The organism is Falsigemmobacter faecalis, assembly GCF_003863335.1.
GTDB classification, from domain to species: Bacteria; Pseudomonadota; Alphaproteobacteria; order Rhodobacterales; family Rhodobacteraceae; genus Wagnerdoeblera; species Wagnerdoeblera faecalis.
In genome coordinates this window covers 1-18,082 of sequence record NZ_RRAZ01000027.1, presented here as the reverse complement: position 1 = coordinate 18,082, position 18,082 = coordinate 1, and the positions used below count along the sequence as shown (strand labels likewise).

Below are 18,082 nucleotides of genomic sequence, written 5' to 3'. Positions count from 1 at the left end.
CTGTGAAAGATCTTTTGCAGCAATGGCTTGATGATGAAATCACCGGCTGGTCGATGGGCAGCTTCGGCGCGATCAGCGAATTTATCCGCTGGCCCGGCGATGCCCCGGCCCGCGCCACTGACCATGGTATGGGGTGGTATACGCCCCGGGGCGGAATTCGGATTGACCGCCCCGATGGCGTCACAGCTCTTGCCTGGGATATGCCTTCAACAAAGTCTGAGCGTTTTTTCCGCCACGTGGAATTTTTGCTTCCCGAGGCTGAAGCACTGATGCCCCAGCCTGAGGGGTTTACGGAGCTTGGCCCCGATACCGGGGCAATACGTCCGGAAGACCGGGACATGATCCTGTTTGACTGTGGCCTGCAACAAAAGAACGTCCGCTTCTGCGTGCGAACCCGCGACGCAGAACTGATCGCAGAAATGCGCCGCTGCGAGGGCATGGGAAATTTCGCACCGGGCAATACTGCAGCTGCCATGATCTTTGCCCGCCATCCGCACCGCATTTCCATAACGGCGATCGGCCGGGTTGAAGTTTACCAAAAAATCGGCGGCCCCGATACCGATTGGAAAAGCCCTGACGGCCCGCATACCCATCTGTTGCCAAAACTGCTGGCTGCCGGACGGACCCATTCAGCTAATACGCCGATCCCGCCCGGCTTCCTACCAGTTGCCAGTCTGCATCCGGCCTCGCCCTTCTCACTGCCCGACGGAACGAAGCGTCCGTTCTGCCGCCAAACCTGGGCGCATTATTGCGATCTGATGGAGGCGCACAGATCGACCGAGGCGCGAGAGTTGCGCGCAGCCCTTGCCCGCGGCGCCACTCTCCCTGCCGGAGAGATCATCGATGCAGATGAGATCACCGATGACACCCCCCTGCCCCAGAGCCGCCATCTTCGCCACACTGCCCGTGTCTGGGAATTAGAGCGAAAGATGACCCAGGTCTGATGCGCGCACCGCCTGCTGCAGGCGTGGCAGATCGGCCAGTGCCGGGACGCCGAGCCGCAGCAGGCGATTGCTCCAAGGGAAGCGCCTAGTCCAGATATGCTGTGCGGCGAGTACAGCCTGAATCGCCCCGGCGTCCCCGACATCGTAAAGCGCAAACAGATCGCAGCCGCCGATTTTCACCCAGGGCAGCATAGCATCCATTTGTGCCGCTGCGGACGCCAGGTCGGTCTTTGCCGCGTCTGTCCACATCTGATCACGCATTGCGGTGATCCCCACCGCAATCGCCGCACCCGAGACCGGCCATGGCCCCACGGCATGCGCCATCTGCGCGCAAAGGTCCGGATCGCCAAGCGCAAAACCCAGCCGCACCCCAGCAAGCCCGAAGAACTTTCCAAACGATCTCAAGATGATCAAGCCCTTGACCCCGGCTTGAGGGGCCAGGCTTTGCTCAGGCGTCATATCCATGAAGCTTTCGTCCACCACCAACAGACCAACCCGACCCACAAGGTCAGCAAGCGCAGCGCATGACCAACGGCGGCCGTCCGGGTTGTTGGGATTTACGACGATTGCCACGTCGGCCCCTACCAGACCCTCAAGGCTGTCGACTGCGGTTACCTGCCAACCCGCCACCTGAAACACAGCCGAATATTCATTATAGGTCGGGCTGATCATCCGCATCTGATCGCCCTTGCGCAATCCGGGCAACAGTTGGATGGCTGACTGTGCCCCTGCCAGTGGAACAACATCTGCCGGAGTGTCAAAATACGCTTTTGCTGCTGCCCGCAGGGCCGCCATATCAGCCCGGGTTGGCAGGTCCGTCCAGACCCTTTGGTTCAAAGCCGGAACCGGATACGCGGTGCGATTGATCCCTGTCGACAGGTCGAGCCACGGGCCCGCGCCCCAGGTCACAATTGCGCGGTCAAGATCGCCGCCGTGGTCACGCATGATGCTCTCCGATGAGAAAACTATGGACATATGTGAAATTGACCGCGGTCAACTCCTGCAAAAGCGGTGTGGGGTCGACTTCGGGCAGCATCAGGAAGCCACGAGCCGAGCCTGTATGAGCGATGGAAACGCCCAATGCGCCATGGCGCTCTGCAATGGCATAAAGGCGTTCAAACCCGTACTTTCCCCGCAGTGCCATACTGCGCTGGCTGCAACGGGTCACCAATGCGCCGATCTGTGCAGCACTTTGGCAGGCAGCGGGCCATGCAGCGATCAGATCCGCGATATCCGGAAAATTCAGGTCAAGGGGATCGGTGCGTTCTCCGGGCCCCTCGAAACCGCCAACAATGCGCAGCCCAGGGAGTGGAGGCAGATGTGCCAGAACACGCCCTTCCCGCGATGCCCAGAGCACCCTCTCCGGCGCAGGCAGGTGCAACGGGTCGCTGGCTCCCTCCAGCGCCAGAGCAAGCGCGCTAAAGTCTTCGAAAGTCTGCTTCGGACTGAAGGCCCGGTATATGGCCAGAAGCGCCGCAGTTGATGCGCCAGCCCCTGCCCCGATCGGCATGGCCGTGCGCAGGCGAAATGGTTCAGCTTCGGTTCGCCCGCAATGCTGCAAAGCTGCAGTGATAAACTCTGTCGGCAGGAAGTGCTCGGGAGCCGGCGCCGGCTGCAACTCCAGGTACAAATCCGGGCTGGGCAGTGTAATCAATGCAAGCGAACCATCCGATCCGACCCGCCCCTGCAACAACTCGCCCAGATGTCCATAAACTCTGACAGTTGCATTCATGCTAAACAGTCCTCGCCTGGCATAGAGATATCCGATGGCGACCGAAAAACAGGACGGAGACTGGTTTGGAAGCATTCCCAGTGCTGGTAAACGCGCCTTCTGCAACGCACGGTATATTCCGGAAAATGCTCTGCTCTTACGCCATTCACAGTAGCGAATTGACCGCGGTCAATTCTCAAATTACTGCCAAACGGTGCCCGTTGCAGCGCCTCATAGAAATGAAATCCTATTGGCATTACAATGCCTTCGTCATTAAAAAGGTCGGTATGGGCAGGATGAGCTGCAAGCCCTGAAACCCGCTCATTATTTGCACCCTGCAGCAAAACCCACCTCCTGGAGTCCACCGTATGAGCGCGATCTCTGAGAATCTTTTGGGACTTATTCTTGCCCTTAGCCTGGACCTTCTGCTGGGCTGGCCGGCATGGCTCTATCGGCGGATCGGCCACCCGGTGGGATGGCTGGCTGCGCCGGTGACAATGCTGGAGACCCTGCTCAACAAACCTTGTTTCAGCGATGCGAGACGCTTCGTATCGGGAACAGCTTTGACCCTGGCTGGTATTGCATCGGCAGGCCTGATCTGGGCCGGTCTGACCGGCCTTACAGGTTACCTTCCCCTGACTCCGGTCTGGCTGGCCATCCTGTTTTGGCCATTCATTGCGGCCCGCTCGATGTATGATCACATCGAGGCTGTGGCCATTCCGCTGGAAAAACGCGATCTGTCGAGGGCCCGCAACGCTGTCTCGATGATCGTCGGGCGGGATCCAAGCCAGCTGGATCAGGCTGGTGTCAGCCGTGCTGCGCTTGAAAGCCTTGGTGAGAATACTTCTGATGGAATCATCGCGCCCATCTTCTGGGGAGTTCTCTTTGGGCCTGCGGGTATGGCCGCCTACAAGGCCATCAACACATTTGACAGCATGATCGCTCATCGCAATAGCCGGTTTGAATGGTTTGGGAAGTCTGCCGCACGCATCGATGATGTTGCAAATCTGCTTCCTGCACGCCTTACGGGACTGCTCTACGCGCTTACGGCAGGCCGCCGCGTAAAATCCATATTGAACGTCATGTGGCGTGACGCGGGATCCCACCGGTCTCCCAACGCAGGATGGCCCGAGAGTGCCCTGGCTGCCGCACTGAATGTCAGGCTGTCCGGACCGCGGGTCTATGACGGTGTGGTCTCTCCGGAACCCTGGCTGAACGGGGAGGGTCCTGACCCTGACGGAACCAGCCTGCGCAGGGGTCTTATGCATTATCGGCGACTTCTCGCCCTGACGGCGGGATGCCTTCTCGGTCTGACTGCGCTTGCCCATATGCTTTGATCTCGCTGGCAGCTTCGGCAAGCTCAAGGAACTCAGAGAGCCTCCACCCCAGGATCGAGTAACGTTTCCCGTGTTGTTCGCAGGCTATGCGCAATGTGGGCAGTGGCTTTAGCTCTGCAATAGAAACAGCCGGAAGCTTCAAGAGTTTCGGCGCCTCACTCACGGCAATGGGTTTGAAGATAGAAGCTTGCAGCTGCTTGAATGCGGCTCTGCCTGCAGCCTGAGTTTCCTCAGACAAATGTTCCCAGGCCAGCCCGAATTGTTGCCCGCTTTCGTAGAAATTGACCGCGGTCAATTCCAGATTCTTGATACGGTTGAGACGTCGTTTCACATGGGCGAACCTGCGAGGCAGGACTACGGAAAAGATTACCGGTAACTTTACCCGTAGTATGAGCCCATTGTCTGATAGTGTCAGCAGCATAGAACAGGCGCCTTCACTGATTAGTTTCGGAAGCTGATGTACGTTATTGCGGAGCATTTGCGGCATCGATCGGCCCTTTCAATGGTCATGTTTACCATCTGACGGGTCACGCCTTCTCTCTTCGGCCAACCAGGGCCATGACAATTTAACCCTACAAGCAGCGCTGTAGGATCGCGATTGCCACCTCTGCGGAACGTCCGCTCCTTTGGCACGCCCCGCGCCACGGATGGGTGATCGACGTAACAGGTCTCCTGACTTGCGGGTCACAGCACCGGGCCAGCCTTCCCATGTCCGGATGACACAGTGGCATATTGGCAGGCGCTCTCCGCTTACAGTTGCGGGGGCAGTCCAGGATTTGTCCGGGGACGCACCTGAGTTCCCTTTAAAGCCGCTCTCACGGCATCACGTCATAAATTTACTGCACTTGTCGGTGGAAACTTGTCAAGGAAGTCAAATGACCGGGGCTTGTTTGTTGTGCAGATTTTATAGCACTCCGCAGATAGCCAGTCGGTGAGGGGATTTCATTGATCTTCAATGCCATACGGTTAAGAATTTCCAAAAGTGTAAGCACCGGAATTTCGTATAGGGCCTTTGCCAGCGTTGAATGTTGCAGGCCGAGCATTTGCCCAAAAAGACAGGCTGTTTTCTGTGCTTCTGTCTTTGAAGATGGAGGCGGGAAAAAGGTACTGAGCTCTGTAAACTGCTCCCAATTTTCCATCTGTGTTCTAACAGCAGCCTGTTTAGTTTTTATTGTATTAGATTCTGGATTAATGAGACGGTCAGAATGTCCGGCAGAGACGGACACTTCCAGGGGCTCTTCAGCGATTTTCTGTGCTGATGCTTCAATCATTTCTGTCGCTTTGTGGATCGCCACTGTGACTTCCGTCAGCGTAAGTGATGCGCGACGGGCCAGCCGTGTGAAGTGACACAGAAGTTCAGCTATATCATTGCAGATATCCAGATCCAGAATCCGGGCACAGAGGTGTCGCAGCTTGGCGCGAAGTCCGCGTAATTCCTGGTCCTGCTCCCGCCGCAACTGGGCGGATCCGATGATATCAGTCGCGCGCAGAAAAAGCGGTGTCAGGTCCAGCCCGAAAGCTCCGATCACCTGACCGCCACGCATCAGTGGAAAACGTTTACCATTTGCGCTGTCACGGCGTAGCAGCAGGCCTTGCTTTTCCAGCGTGTCGATGTGGCGGCGCAGCTGGCGATCTGTGATGCCTTTCGCACGGAAGCACAGGGTTTCATTGCTGGCATAGACCGTCAGCAGCATTTTATGCGTTACAAGTCCGTTTTGACCGGCAGGGCAGGGGAGGCAGCTGAGCAATGCGTCAAGCGTTACCAGTACGCCCGGTGATAGCCCCAACTCACGCCGACAGGTATTGACCGCGGCCATGATGTCCCGTCGCGCAACCGGTTCAAATATCGGCTGGGCAATAATTTCTCCGCAGCCGACGTAGGCCGTGGCAGCTAAGGGCACAGCATGCTGCACCAGCCCGGCAAAATCTGCCGGTTTTGTGATCTTGTTCATGACTGTTCAGACCGCAAAGAGCGACCGATCACCGAAATCGATGTTGCATGAGCTAAATTTTCGGGGTACCGAGTAAGTGCATAAGTTACAGGGGACCCTTCGGGAGCACATCGCTTTCGGGGGGTTTCTTTTTGCCGTGTCCGCTCCTTTTGACTGGTTGCGAAATTAATTCAAAATTGACCAGCGGTCAAAAAAGGTCGCATTTCGGACCTTATTTGACGCGGCTTGTCGCTTTGGCTTTCCCTTGATCACGCAGATAGTCTTCCAGGATCTGGTCAAGCCGATCATCAAGATAGGCCGTAAACCCCGTCAGTGATTTATCCGCGCAGCGAATTGCCAGTTTCTTAGGGCTGCGTTCGATGGTCAGCTTTTCGCGCAACACCCGTTTGGCGCTCGCCGTCTGAGCACCCGCGGGGCGTTTGGTCAACGCAGTCAGCACAGCCTGCAGCCGCTCGTTGCTTGCGCGATCAGCCGGGACCATGGCAAGCAGGGCTGCCTCAGTCAGGTCGGGCTGTGCAGACAGCACCTCGCGCAACTGCATCCAGGGGCGACGGCCGGAATCATGGGCCGGACCAATGGCCGCGATCAGAGTGGCGGGCACCGCCTCGGCAATACCAAGCATCCGGCTGAGGGTTGTCTTGTCGATGGCCAGCACGTCGCAGACTTCATCCCGCGAAAAGCTGTGGTTTAGCAATTGCTCGGCATAGACGGCCTGTTCAATGAAGCTGCGCTGCAGACGGGCTGCGTTTTCAAGGCCCTGCGAGATCAGCGCCTCGCGGTCATCCATCTCGCTGATATAGGCCTGAACGTCGATGCCGAGCTGGCGGCAGGCTTCAATCCGGCGACGCCCGTAGACAACCTCATAGGGCAGGGGGCCGCCGCGCACCCGGCGCAAAAGCACCGGCAGCCGCTGTCCCGATGCTTTGATCGAGGCGACCAGATCCTCCAGCTCGTCCTGGATGTCAAAACGGTCCCGGATGGCGCTGCCTGCAATCTCTGACGGGCTGATCGCCCGGGCAGCGCCGGCCGCCAGCTGGTCAAGCCCGCGCTGTACATCCAGCACACCTGACAGGCGACGCGGCTTCAGATCGGCCTCGGCTTTCGCGGCTTCGCGGCCCTCACGAACGGCTTTCAGGCTCGATGCCAGCAAATCTTTACGCATCAGTTACGCCCCCAATTTGACTGCAGCATCTGGAAGATCTCTTCTGAGACCTCATGAACGGATTGGATTGCCCGTTCATAAGTTTTCCGGTTGCGCATATCTGCCAGTTCAACTTCCAGCACCGTCTGCTGCGAGACCCCGGCCTCACTGATCGCCGAGGATTTCAGGAAGGCCGATTTCATGACGGCATCGCCAAAGAGGTCGCGGATAAATCCGGCAAATTCCACTTGCGTGGTAATATTGGTGTCGAACCGGCTGAGCAGGAAGCGGAAGTTGTCAAAGAGCCCCACGCCCGCGCTTTCATTCAGAACCTCGGTCAATGAGGCCGCCATGTTCAGAAACTGTGCCGCTGAGGCCAGATCGACCCGTTCGGGGATCAGCGTCATAATGATATTGCGCGCGGCACAAATCGCCGAGAGCGTTACATAGCCCAGCTGCGGCGGGCAATCGAGCACGACCACATCATAGTCATCCTCGACCATCTTCAGCGCGGAGCGGATCCGGTCAAAGAAGACCGGTGTCTCGCCCCGGCTCAGGGCTGCGGGGGTCTCATGTTCAAATTCCGCGACCTGAATGCCCCCGGGCACAAGGTCCAGATTGGGGAAATAGGTCTTGCGGATGATCTCGGTGATCGGCTTCGGGCCCTCGCCGGTTTCCCGGTCGCGGTAGCGGATCACGTCGTAAAGCGAGCCGCCGGTGAAAAAATCAAGCTCGGGCTGATAGCCAAAGAAGGTGGTCAGCGAGGCCTGCGGATCGCAGTCGATTGCCAGCACCCGCAAGCCGCGCAGGCTCAGCTCCTGCGCAGTATGGATCGCGGTTGAGGTTTTCCCGCTGCCGCCCTTAAAGTTAACAAAGGCCAGCACCTGTAGGGTGTCGACTGCCGGATCACGCCGCCCGGGCCGGAACTGATCCGGGTTTTTCGCCGTTTCGGCAAGGCGTTTGCGGATCTCCGCCAGCTCAGATGCGGCATAGCGACGTCGGCCGCCTGGGCTGGTTTCCACGTCGGGAATGCGGCCCTCATGATGGGCTTTGCGCAGGTAACCATCGGCAACGCCCAGATAGTAACTGGCTTCACCGGCAGAGAATGTGCGAAGTGACTTCACATCATGGGGCGCAAAAGAGCTTTCAGACAGCGCTTTCAGCGCGGTCGTCAGGTCCCTTGCGAAGGACATGAGGTGGTCATGCAGCGCCTGCGTCATTCGTTCACTCTGCTCATCTCGCTCTCGGAACGGTATCCCGCCCCTTTATTAATTTATTGCGTTCAGTCTATGCACAGCGGATCATCGCTTGGCAAGCTGAACATAGGCCGATTGGAACGGTTTGAGGGATTTTTTTAGACTTGAGCGTTCCTTGATTGAAGGGGAGCATTCAGGCAAAAATATAACATATTGAAAAATATGTAATAAATGCAGTTATCGCAAGAGATCGGCTGAAGGCCAGAACGCCTGCGCACTGGATCTGATGGTAAAGCGTCTGATTGGGTGATGCCGTTTCGTAACGGTATTGCGCTACGATTCGTGTTTGGACGTGCCTGGCCGGATCGGGATTCGGACACGATGATAACAGCCTTTTAGCAGAGGATGATGGGGCAGGGCGCAGGGGACTGCGATCTGCCTCCGGCTGTGGGTGGCCGCGCATTACCTTCATACCCTCTTGCCGGGGCTGCGGACCTCAGTTAGCCAGAAGTGCCGGTTTCCGAGAGGAAATAACAGGGAATCCAAAACACAGGCTCTGCCTGCTGAAAATGGAACTGCCCCCGCAACTGTAGGCGGTGAGCTCCGCATCCGATGACCACTGAGAGCGATCTTGGGAAGGGGGATGCAGGGCGATGACCCGTCAGTCAGGAGACCTACCGGCTGAATGCAACCACGAGCTGACGGGGTGTCGGGGAGGAGAGAACATGACCTATATCCGAGGGCCACGTGCCCGCGGCAGCAGGGCGTGGCGTTTTCTGCCATCCCCTCTTCGGCTCTGCTTTGGAGCCTGTTTCCATGTCTTTCAAAACGCTTTTTTACACTACCGCTTTGGCCCTGGCCGCAACGGCCACCAGCCTTCGGGCTGAGGTCACACAATACCCGCTGACCATTGAGAACTGTGGCTTTTCGCAGATCTTCGATGCAGCGCCCAAGAATGTCGTCAGCATTGGCCAGCAGGGGACCGAGATCCTTTATGCGCTGGATCTGGGGGACCGGGTGTCCGGCACTGCACTGTGGTTCACCGAGATCCTGCCCGAATACAAAGAGCAAAACGATAAGGTTGAGCGCATCTCTGACAATATGCCCGGCTTTGAGGCGGTGATTGCCAAACGGCCTGAACTTGCCTTTACCCAGTACGAATGGATGATCGGCGCACAGGGCGTGGTGGGCACCCGCCCGCAGTTTCATGATCTGGGCGTGAAAACCTATATCATGCCCACTGACTGCGATGGCAAAGACAACCTTGTCGGCTCGGACGGGACCAGGACCGAGGCTTTTGGCATCGGGAGCCTCTACAAAACCATCACCGAACTGGGTCAGATCTTTGATCGTCAGCAGGCAGCTGCTGAACTGGTGGAACAGTTGAAAGCGCGCGAAGCTGCGGCCATTGCCAAAGCGGCTGATCTGAATGTGGATCAGATGAGTGCCGCGATCTGGTTTTCGTCGGCTGAGATGGAGCTTGATCCCTATATGGCGGGCCGCAGCGGGGCTGCGGGCGATATGATCCGTGCGATTGGTTTGACCAATGTCGTCACGTCGGACGAAGAATGGCCCACCGTCGGCTGGGAAACCATTGCAAAGGCAAACCCGACATGGCTGATCCTGGCGGAAATGGATCGTCGCCGCTTCCCGGCGGATGATGTTGAAAAGAAACTGGAGTTTCTTAATTCTGACCCGGTGGCCAGCCAGCTTGAGGCGGTCAAATCAGGCCGGATCATTGTGATCAATTCACAAGAAATGGAAGCCTCTCTGCGCCGCGTCACCGGCATTGAGAAGGTCGTCGCCGCAATCGCCAAGGCGGAGTAAATGAGTGCGCTCCACGCTCCGGGCGGTGGGGTGCTGGCCAAACTGACAGCGCGGTTTGCGCTGTCAGTTCTGGTTCTCGCTCTGGCGCTTTTGGCGGGCACGGCCATTGGCGAGACACGTATCCCCTTTGAGACGGTGCTGAGCGCGCTGGCAAATCGACTGTACGGCGCGGGCTATCCGATTGATAAGATTGATGAAGGGATCATCTGGGCTTACCGCCTGCCGCGTGCGGTCACTGCGGCCTGTTGCGGGGCGGCCCTCGCGCTTTCGGGAGTGGTGCTGCAAAGCCTTTTGCGCAATCCATTGGCCGAGCCCTATCTGATGGGGATTTCGGCGGGTGCCTCAACCGGGGCGGTATTGGTCACCGTGGCTGGTGTTGGCGGTGGCATGGTGTCGATGTCCTTTGGTGCGCTGATGGGCGGCATCACGGCCTTTGGCCTTGTGGCGGGGCTGGCGGCAGCCTCGGGGGCCGGGTCGGGCATGAAGGCCAGCGGCCAGATCATCCTGGCGGGCATCGCGGGCAGCCAGATGTTCAATGCCATGACCTCCTTTATCATCACGAAATCCGCCAATTCAGAGCAGGCGCGGGGCATCATGTTCTGGCTCCTGGGCAATCTTTCGGGCGTTCGCTGGGATGATTTGTGGCTGGCAGTTCCGGTGGCGCTGATCGGCCTCGTCATTTGCCTGTTGCACATGCGGGTGCTGGACGCCTTTGGTTTTGGTGCGGAATCCGCGGCCTCGCTGGGGGTGAATCTTGGGCGGACCCAGGTGCTGCTGATCGGTACGGCCTCGGCGATGACTGCACTGATGGTGTCGATCGTTGGCGCGGTGGGCTTTGTGGGCCTGGTGGTGCCACATGCGGCCCGGCTGATGTTTGGCACCCGGCATTATCACCTGATCCCTGCTTCGGCGCTTTTGGGGGCAGTCTTCCTTATCGGGTCGGATATCCTGTCGCGTACGCTGATCTCGGGGCAGGTGCTGCCCATCGGGGTCATCACCTCGCTGATCGGTGCGCCGTGCTTTGCGATCCTTTTGTTACGGATGAGGCGCCAGAAATGAATGTACCCATTTTGCAGGCCCGGCATCTGACGCGCAGCATTCGCGGCCGTGCCGTGGTCAGGGACGTGTCTTTTGAGCTGCACCCTGGTGAAAATCTTGGGCTTATCGGCCCGAACGGCTCGGGAAAATCCAGTCTTTTGCGACTGTTGGCTGGCCTCCAGCGTCCAGACAGCGGCGAGGTCATGCTGAAGGGAGACCGCCTTTCCCGGCTGCCGCGCCGCCAGATCGCGCGCACTCTGGCCTTTGTTGCGCAGTCACAGGAGGCCAGCGAGCGGCTGACCGTGCGCCAGTCGGTGGCGCTTGGCCGCACGCCCTGGTTGACGGTTCTGTCGCCCTGGGGACCGGCAGATGAGGCTGCGGTGCAAAAGGCGCTGTCGGCTGTCGGCCTGCAGGGATTTGAAGGCCGCGACTGGGAAAGCCTGTCCGGGGGGGAGCGTCAGCGCGCCCATATTGCCCGTGCGCTCGCCCAGGAACCGGAGCTGATGATCCTTGATGAGCCGTCAAACCACCTGGATATCCATCACCAGATGGCGGTCCTCGATCTGATTGCGGGGCTGGATGTCACCACCATTCTTGCAGTGCATGACCTGAACCACGCGATGCGCTGTGACCGCATCGTCTGTCTGCTCCAGGGGCAGCTTGTTGCGCTTGGTACGCCGCAGGATGTTCTGACCCCGCAGCTTCTGCGCGAGGTCTTTCAAATTCACGCCCGGCAGCTGACCGACCCGCGGGACGGTCAGCTGATCTGGCGTTTTGACTCATTAGAAAAGGTATAATCCATGCGCAGTCTTGCTGTTGCTCTGGCTCTGATGGCCGCTCCCGCTCTTGCCGAAGTGCATGAGGTGAAAATGCTCAACCGCAGCGATACGGGTTCCATGATTTATGAACCGGACTTTTTGCGCATCGCACCAGGTGACACGGTCGTTTTTCGTGTGACCCATCCCAGCCATAACGCGGCAACTATCGCAGGGATGATCCCCAACGGAGCTGCGAAGCTATTGGGCAAAATTGATCAGGAAATTGAGATGACCCTCAATGTGCCGGGCACCTATGGCATCAAATGCAGCCCGCATTTTTCAATGGGGATGGTGATGATGATTGAGGTGGGTGACGGTGAGCCTGATGTCGCCGCATTGCCTGCCGATCTGCCGCCCATGGCGGCCGAGCGCTTTCGGGCCATCATCGGGCGGGCCGTGCAGTGAGCAGGCGCAACCACGATCTTTCTGAGGAAATCCGCGCCTACTGGGGCCGCAGAGCGGAGAGTTTTGATCAAAGCTTTGCTCATGCCATCGCAGAAGGTGCGGAGTTTTTGGCCTGGGCGCAGGAGATCGGACGGCTTTTGCCTCCGCCCCCTGCGCGCGTGCTGGAGCTCGGCTGCGGCACGGGTGAGGTCACGCGGGTGATCCTTTCCCTCGGCCATCAGGTAACGGGCCTTGATTTTACGCCGGAGATGCTGGAACGCGCGCGGGTCAAACATGCGGGAAATGCGCAGGTGAGATTTTATCTCGCCGATGCGCAGAACACGATGGAGCCCGATGGGTCATATGATGCGGTGATCGCCCGTCATTTAACCTGGACCCTGACGGATCCCAGGGCTGCCTATAGTGATTGGCTGCGTGTGCTGCGACCTGGTGGCAGGGTCGTTTTGTTTGACGGTGACTGGGCGCGTGAAAACAGGCTCACGCGCACCTTGTCACCGGTTATTCGCTGGCTTGGGCGCAACCTGCCGCCCGATCCTGTGGACGAAGAAATGACGAAACGCCATAACGCCATCATGGCGTCCTTGCCTTACGGTGGGGGGCTGTCGGCAGATCGTCTTGTCTCAGACCTGCAGGATGCGGGTTTTGTGGAAGTTAGCGTGCACAGTCATGCCCGGGTAACGCGCGGCATGGGAAAGAACGCGCCGCTGGCCCGTCGACTCGGGCTGCGCAGGTGGCAGCGGTTTATAGTGTCGGCCTCAGCACCATACTCATAAACAATGTTGCCTGTCTGCCTCATGGCTGTTGCATCCGCGGCCTTCGCCACTGCCAGCCTATGTGGTTGCAGCGACCCGGGGACTGAACTGGCCCCCATTTCGACCGAGAGGTGGTCCGGGAATTTGGACCAGTTTGCCGCTCAGCTAAGCTCGAGCATGGTTTTGATGTCAGGCGGCGGCGTTCAGGTTCTGGTCGGAGGTATCATAGGCCTCGGCTGGCGTCAGCAACCCATGTGATGAGTGCGGGGGTTTTTCATTGTAACAGCTGATCCAAGCCCTGATCCCCTTGAGTGCCTCTGAGCCTGTCTCGAATGCATTCAGGCAGACGCATTCGTATTTGAGCGACCGCCACAGCCTTTCAATCATCCGGTTGTCGATCCAGCGCCTGCGCCCATCCATGGAAATCTTCACCCTGGCCTCCAGCAGCACCTCGGTGAACTCGGTGCTGGTTAATTGCGAGCCTTGATCTGAGTTGAATAATTAGGGTCGGCCATATCTGGCCAGTGCCTCGACGCAAAAGCTGGCATCCATGGAGTTGGACAATCTCCAGTTCAGCACCTTTCGGCTGTGCAAGTCCATGATGGCGACCAGATACAGAAAACCTCGGCGCATGGGGTGAGGAGGATCAGAAAGCGATCCAGTGGACCGCTTTCCCGACGCAAAGCTGATATCGGTGCACCAAACCTGATTGGGACGGGTGATGGTCAATCCTTTCAGAAGATATGGATAAATCTTATGCGCCGGGTGCTTCCTGCTGGTCTTCGGCTCCTGACAGATCGGCACCAGACGTATCAATCGCATCAGCCGGCGGACCCGATGTCGTCCGCATTGGTGCCCCTCGCGCTGCATGTGACGAGCCATTTGCGGCACCCCATACCACGGCGTCTCTAGAAACTGGCGATCGATGATGTCCATGAAGGCCAGGTTCTCGGCGCTTTCGCCGCAGGGTTGGTAGTAGAGGCCCGACCGCGCCAGAGACAGCAGGCTGCACTGCCGCCGGACACTCAGATCGGGATGATCCTGCTTCCCGCTTTTTGCCTCCAGTGCCGAGAATGAGACTGGAGGCTGCCGATAAAAACTCCCGCTCGATGACCAGCTGGCCGATCTTCGCATGCAGAGATCTGCGGCTCGGCGGAGGAGGTGCCGCCAAAGGCTGTGGCCATGTTTTCGATTACGGTCCGCTTCCAGCCGCTGATCATGGTCGGGTGGATATCGTATTTCCTGGCCAACTCGGCCGTCGTCAGTTCCTCGCGGATCGCTTCAAGGGCCACCTTCGCCTTGAACTCTGCAGAATAGCGCTTGCGTTTCGTCATTTCGGACCGGTTCCGCCTCAGGCGCAAAAGCTTAACTCCTGGTCCGAATTCGTGCGACCACCTCTTCCCCGAACAGCCGTGAAAGCCGAACCAGCCCTGCACTCAGGACTGGTTCGGTGGTGTGTCAGAACTTCAGGCTGGCTTTCAACGTCATGGTACGACCGGGTGCGTAAACCGGATCAAGACGGTTGGTGCTGCCAAAGCCGGAACGCTCAGAATAGCGTTGGTCGAAGAGGTTATCGACGCCGAGGCGAACGGCGAGGCCTTTGTGGGAGGAAGGCGTCCATTCTGCATAGGCATTTACAAAGTTATAGCCATCCAGTGCGTTATAGACCGTCGTGCCTTTACTGGTCTCGCTCAGGCTGCCTGCCCAGCTCGCGCTCGCGCCGATGCTCATATCCCAATCGGCAATCCGGTGATCGATGTACAGTGTCGCCTGTTTGCCCACAGGAGCGAAGAACTCACCATTTGAAGGGGCCAGATCGATGCCCCCTTCCGTCACATCTGCCTTGGTATAGGTTGCGCCGATTTTCGTCGCACCGAAATCATAGGCCGCATTCAGCGTGACGCCTTTGGAACGGAACTCCTCGGGTTTGTTGGTCAGGACAGTGGCCGATTTCACCGCGCCATAGTCGAACAGGTTTCGCACGCGGGTGTCGAACAAAGTCACGCCCGCCTGCCAGCTGTCGCCGCCGAAGTTCGCGCCGATCTTGTAATTTTTTGACTGGCCGGGTTGCAAATCAGGTGAGCTTTGGAAGTTTTTAACACGTGCGTGCAGATAGCCGTAGTCACCTACCACATATCCCAGCCAGGTGTCCGAGGCACCTGCGAAGATCTCAACAGTGTCATTCAGACGATAGGCCAGCGTTGCATTCAGGCTGGTGCCGGTATCTGAGAAACGTTTGCCATTCCAGTCGTCAAACCGATGGCGATCGAGGCGTGCGCCCGTCGACAGGCTGATCCCATTTTCAAACTCGAAGCGTCCCTGCGCAAACAGACCGATCTGCTGTGTCGTGAAATCACGATAGCGCGTGTAGTTGGATTGTGCGGCGGTTGCGTAGTTGTCGACCGAATAGTCATGGCTGTTGAAGTCCAGACCAGCGGTGATCCGACCGTAGCCGAGGTCAAACGTGTTCTGGACCTTACCGCCAAACTGCTGCTCGCTGAAGGTTGCGTCACCCGCAAAATCGGTCGAGTAATTGTCGCGCCAATATTTGAAGTCGCTCAGATAGAGCGAAACTTCTGGATTCCAGAATTCCGTGCTTTCAGTGGTGGTATAGGACAGTTTCAGAGAGCCGTTGCTTACCTTCAGCGGGTGCAGGGTGCGGCTGCCGGGATTGCCCAGATTGGGCCGTTGCAGGCGATCAGAATTGTCGCGGCTGCGTTGGTAGCCCAGCTCAAAACGGTGACCTTCGGCTTCAAAACCAAATTTGGCCAGTGCGTTACGCCCTGCAGCCTGGGTGCCTGGCGAAACGACGCCATCGCCGTCTTTGTAATCTTTGCCATCTGCCCCATTGACCATGACCAGCCAGTCAAAACCTTTATAGCGCCCGTAATTAGCAAAGCTCAGCGAGGTGCCACGGCCATTGGTGCCGAAGGCAACTCCCACACGGCTGCCAATGTCTTTCCCCGCGTCCAGCAGGTCATGTGCGTTGACGGTTTCATAGCGCAACGAGCCTGCCCCTGCGCCAAAACCGGCATCCGCAGCAGCGGCACCGGCTTCAACTTTGACCGCTTTCAGAAATGCCGGATCAACGACATTTGAGCCGGTATGGTGCCAGGCGGTTGCGCCTTGCGGGACCCCATCCACGCTGGTGGCGAGCAAAGACTGCTCGATACCCAGCACGCTCACCCGCTTGGCTGCCCCACCGCCCCCGGAGACTGAAATGCTCGATTCACGGCTGAAAAGATCCGAGACATCATCGGGTTTCAGCCGGTCAAGATCGTCAGCGTTGACCTCAGTGCCGCCGGTGGCCTCGACGTTATCCTGCCCGCCGGAGACCAGTTGAATGATGCTCAGGAGCGTCTCACCTTCGCCTTCTGTCTGTTCTTGTGCCTGGAGCGCGGTTGACAGCGCCAGCACTGAGGCGCTGGTCAGCGCAAGCAGACAAAGATTGGCACGAGGAGAAGGCAATGACATGATGATCCTGTCTGTGATACGCGCATAAGAGATTGAAGTCAGAGGGCTTCCTTCAATCTCTTATGATTGTTGAGTAAATTACACTGATAATATAACCTTCTCGACGCCATGCTCCATGAGATGCTGTTTTGCCTGCGCGACATTTTTATTTCGTCGGGCGCCAGCGCTTACTGACTGGCAGACTTGTGCAGCATCAGGGGTGCCCCAATGACGGTGTTCCATTATCCAGGCAATTTTCGCGTGGGTGTTCGTCACGAACAAATAATGAAGGACACCCCTTCACGACGGGTGATCGACGAAGATCGTATACTTCTGATGGTGCTGATGAACGGTCACCAACGGCTCGTCTTTGAGGGTAAAGCCTTCACTTTATCCACCTTGTCGCCGGCAGAGGCAGGCCCGAAAGCAATCATACTTCACCTGCGAGGGGGCAAGGCCGTTGAGTATCTTGAAAGTTACGGCGCGCCTTTAAACAAAATCAGCGTTTCTTTCGATGCGGACTGGCTGGCGCAGGCCGGCAGCATGGTGGAAGAGCCGTCAAGCCCTGAGCTCCACAGAGTGCCGGTCGCAACCCTTCCGGATAAAATGATGCAGAAGGTCTGGACGCCGGACGATCGGATGCGGGCAACGGCTGAAGCGATCTCAGCGCTCTACTCCAGTTTTATGGGTGGCGGCCAGTCGCGCAATGCGCTGAACCTGCGGCTGATGTCCTGCGGTATCGATCTGGTGCGTTCTGCCCTGTCGTACACCGGCATCTTACGCGACACAGAGGTAACGTCATCTTCGCGGGCCTCTGCCGATCCACGCCTGCAGCGGATAACGGCCTATATCGCGAGCAATCTGAACAAGGACGGCTGGGGACCGGCAGAGATGGCCGAGGCCTGTGGGTTAAGCCTGCGCAGCCTGCAGCGCCTCTGCCTCAATGCCTTGAATTGCAGCCCCAGCAGTTTCATCCGCAACCAACGTATGGATGCGGCACTGGCGGCGCTCACGCACGGGGGAGCGAGCATACAGCAGGCGGCGCATATAGCCGGCTACTCCAATACCTCAAATTTTGCGACCGCATTCAAACGCAGGTTTGAAATCACTCCGGGCAATGCGCATGAGGCATCAAAAAGGTCCTGTGCCCGGAGTGAGGTGTCATGACGGCTCAGGTGTCGCCGGCATTGTCAGGTTTGCCATCTGCGATCGAAGCGGGTCGTTTCGACGGGTGATATTTTCCCATGACCTTCGGCCTGAAGGGTATCATTACCCCGCACTGTGATTGGCTGTGCCTTCTGCTCGTACTTCCGCTGCGGCTCAGCCTGCGCGCCGCCCAGGACCTTCTGGCCGGGCGCGGGATCAGGGTGAGCCATGAGACGATCCGTGTCTGATGCCGTGAACTGGCCCCCCTTTCGACCGGACACGTAAGCACCATTTTGAAGGCTTAGGGATATGCCTACCAGGGTGCTGAAATAGTCCTGAGTGCAGGACCACTTTCTTTCAGC

16 protein-coding genes, 1 pseudogene and 2 riboswitches are annotated in these 18,082 nt (G+C 58.1%); of the genes and pseudogenes, 8 read left to right on the top strand and 9 right to left on the bottom strand.

Going from position 1 to position 18,082, the window contains the following annotated elements:
- Nucleotides 1-2 precede the first annotated feature (2 nt).
- Nucleotides 3-944 (top strand): DUF6925 family protein, encoded by a 942-nt coding sequence (locus EG244_RS20455; RefSeq protein WP_158617325.1) that lies wholly within the window; start codon nt 3-5, stop codon nt 942-944.
- Here the strand turns inward: EG244_RS20455 and cobD are convergent.
- Entirely contained in the window at nt 918-1,889 is a 972-nt protein-coding gene (cobD, locus tag EG244_RS15600) for a threonine-phosphate decarboxylase CobD (protein WP_124966108.1), read from the bottom strand. The genes EG244_RS20455 and cobD overlap by 27 nt on opposite strands.
- Complete coding sequence (locus EG244_RS15595) at nt 1,882-2,676, bottom strand: propanediol utilization protein (RefSeq protein WP_124966105.1); 795 nt, start codon at nt 2,674-2,676, stop codon at nt 1,882-1,884. Before EG244_RS15595 ends, cobD begins: the two co-directional genes overlap by 8 nt.
- 347 nt (nt 2,677-3,023) lie before the next feature.
- On the opposite strand from EG244_RS15595, the gene cbiB reads away from it, so the two are divergent.
- Complete coding sequence (gene cbiB, locus EG244_RS15590; RefSeq protein WP_124966104.1) at nt 3,024-3,992, top strand: adenosylcobinamide-phosphate synthase CbiB; 969 nt, start codon at nt 3,024-3,026, stop codon at nt 3,990-3,992.
- Here cbiB and EG244_RS20280 read toward each other — a convergent pair.
- The 4 genes from EG244_RS20280 to repA all read right to left on the bottom strand — a co-directional run bounded on the left by EG244_RS20280 (nt 3,916) and on the right by repA (nt 8,305).
- Complete coding sequence (locus EG244_RS20280) at nt 3,916-4,323, bottom strand: hypothetical protein (protein WP_148097636.1); 408 nt, start codon at nt 4,321-4,323, stop codon at nt 3,916-3,918. The two genes, cbiB and EG244_RS20280, sit on opposite strands and share 77 nt — an antisense overlap.
- A 314-nt stretch (nt 4,324-4,637) precedes the next feature.
- A riboswitch (cobalamin riboswitch) is annotated at nt 4,638-4,835 on the bottom strand.
- Nucleotides 4,829-5,944, bottom strand: coding sequence for a helix-turn-helix domain-containing protein (locus EG244_RS15585; protein ID WP_124966102.1), 1,116 nt, complete (start codon nt 5,942-5,944; stop codon nt 4,829-4,831). Its footprint overlaps the riboswitch before it by 7 nt.
- Nucleotides 5,945-6,155: 211 nt before the next feature.
- Nucleotides 6,156-7,106, bottom strand: a complete 951-nt coding sequence (repB, locus tag EG244_RS15580; RefSeq protein WP_124966100.1) for a plasmid partitioning protein RepB — start codon at nt 7,104-7,106, stop codon at nt 6,156-6,158.
- Complete coding sequence (gene repA / locus EG244_RS15575; RefSeq protein WP_124966098.1) at nt 7,106-8,305, bottom strand: plasmid partitioning protein RepA; 1,200 nt, start codon at nt 8,303-8,305, stop codon at nt 7,106-7,108. Before repA ends, repB begins: the two co-directional genes overlap by 1 nt.
- Before the next feature lie 475 nt (nt 8,306-8,780).
- A riboswitch (cobalamin riboswitch) is annotated at nt 8,781-8,977 on the top strand.
- A gap of 120 nt (nt 8,978-9,097) precedes the next feature.
- On the opposite strand from repA, the gene EG244_RS15570 reads away from it, so the two are divergent.
- From EG244_RS15570 to EG244_RS15550, 5 genes are all read left to right on the top strand, one after another.
- The gene (locus tag EG244_RS15570; RefSeq protein ID WP_124966096.1) at nt 9,098-10,108 is read left to right on the top strand and encodes an ABC transporter substrate-binding protein; all 1,011 of its coding nucleotides are present in this window, start codon (nt 9,098-9,100) and stop codon (nt 10,106-10,108) included.
- The gene (locus EG244_RS15565; RefSeq protein WP_124966093.1) at nt 10,109-11,167 is read left to right on the top strand and encodes a FecCD family ABC transporter permease; all 1,059 of its coding nucleotides are present in this window, start codon (nt 10,109-10,111) and stop codon (nt 11,165-11,167) included.
- Entirely contained in the window at nt 11,164-11,943 is a 780-nt protein-coding gene (locus EG244_RS15560; protein ID WP_124966091.1) for an ABC transporter ATP-binding protein, read from the top strand. Before EG244_RS15565 ends, EG244_RS15560 begins: the two co-directional genes overlap by 4 nt.
- 72 nt (nt 11,944-12,015) lie before the next feature.
- Nucleotides 12,016-12,369: a pseudoazurin gene (locus EG244_RS15555; RefSeq protein WP_325050394.1), complete on the top strand. Its 354-nt coding sequence runs from the start codon at nt 12,016-12,018 to the stop codon at nt 12,367-12,369.
- Nucleotides 12,366-13,142, top strand: coding sequence for a class I SAM-dependent methyltransferase (locus EG244_RS15550; RefSeq protein WP_124966087.1), 777 nt, complete (start codon nt 12,366-12,368; stop codon nt 13,140-13,142). The genes EG244_RS15555 and EG244_RS15550 overlap by 4 nt, the downstream gene beginning before the upstream one ends.
- A 168-nt stretch (nt 13,143-13,310) precedes the next feature.
- Here the strand turns inward: EG244_RS15550 and EG244_RS15545 are convergent.
- Together EG244_RS15545 and EG244_RS15540 are read right to left on the bottom strand one after the other, a co-directional pair.
- A pseudogene (locus tag EG244_RS15545) lies at nt 13,311-14,455 on the bottom strand (IS3 family transposase).
- A 124-nt stretch (nt 14,456-14,579) separates the two neighbouring features.
- Nucleotides 14,580-16,595: a TonB-dependent receptor domain-containing protein gene (locus tag EG244_RS15540; protein WP_124966086.1), complete on the bottom strand. Its 2,016-nt coding sequence runs from the start codon at nt 16,593-16,595 to the stop codon at nt 14,580-14,582.
- A gap of 207 nt (nt 16,596-16,802) precedes the next feature.
- Between EG244_RS15540 and EG244_RS15535 the strand changes: the two genes are divergently transcribed.
- A complete protein-coding gene (locus tag EG244_RS15535) occupies nt 16,803-17,741 on the top strand; it encodes a helix-turn-helix transcriptional regulator (protein ID WP_124966084.1) in 939 nt (312 codons plus the stop codon).
- 23 nt (nt 17,742-17,764) lie between these two features.
- Here EG244_RS15535 and EG244_RS21020 read toward each other — a convergent pair.
- Nucleotides 17,765-18,082: hypothetical protein (locus EG244_RS21020; RefSeq protein WP_233589036.1), on the bottom strand; the 318-nt coding region annotated here is incomplete at its 5' end.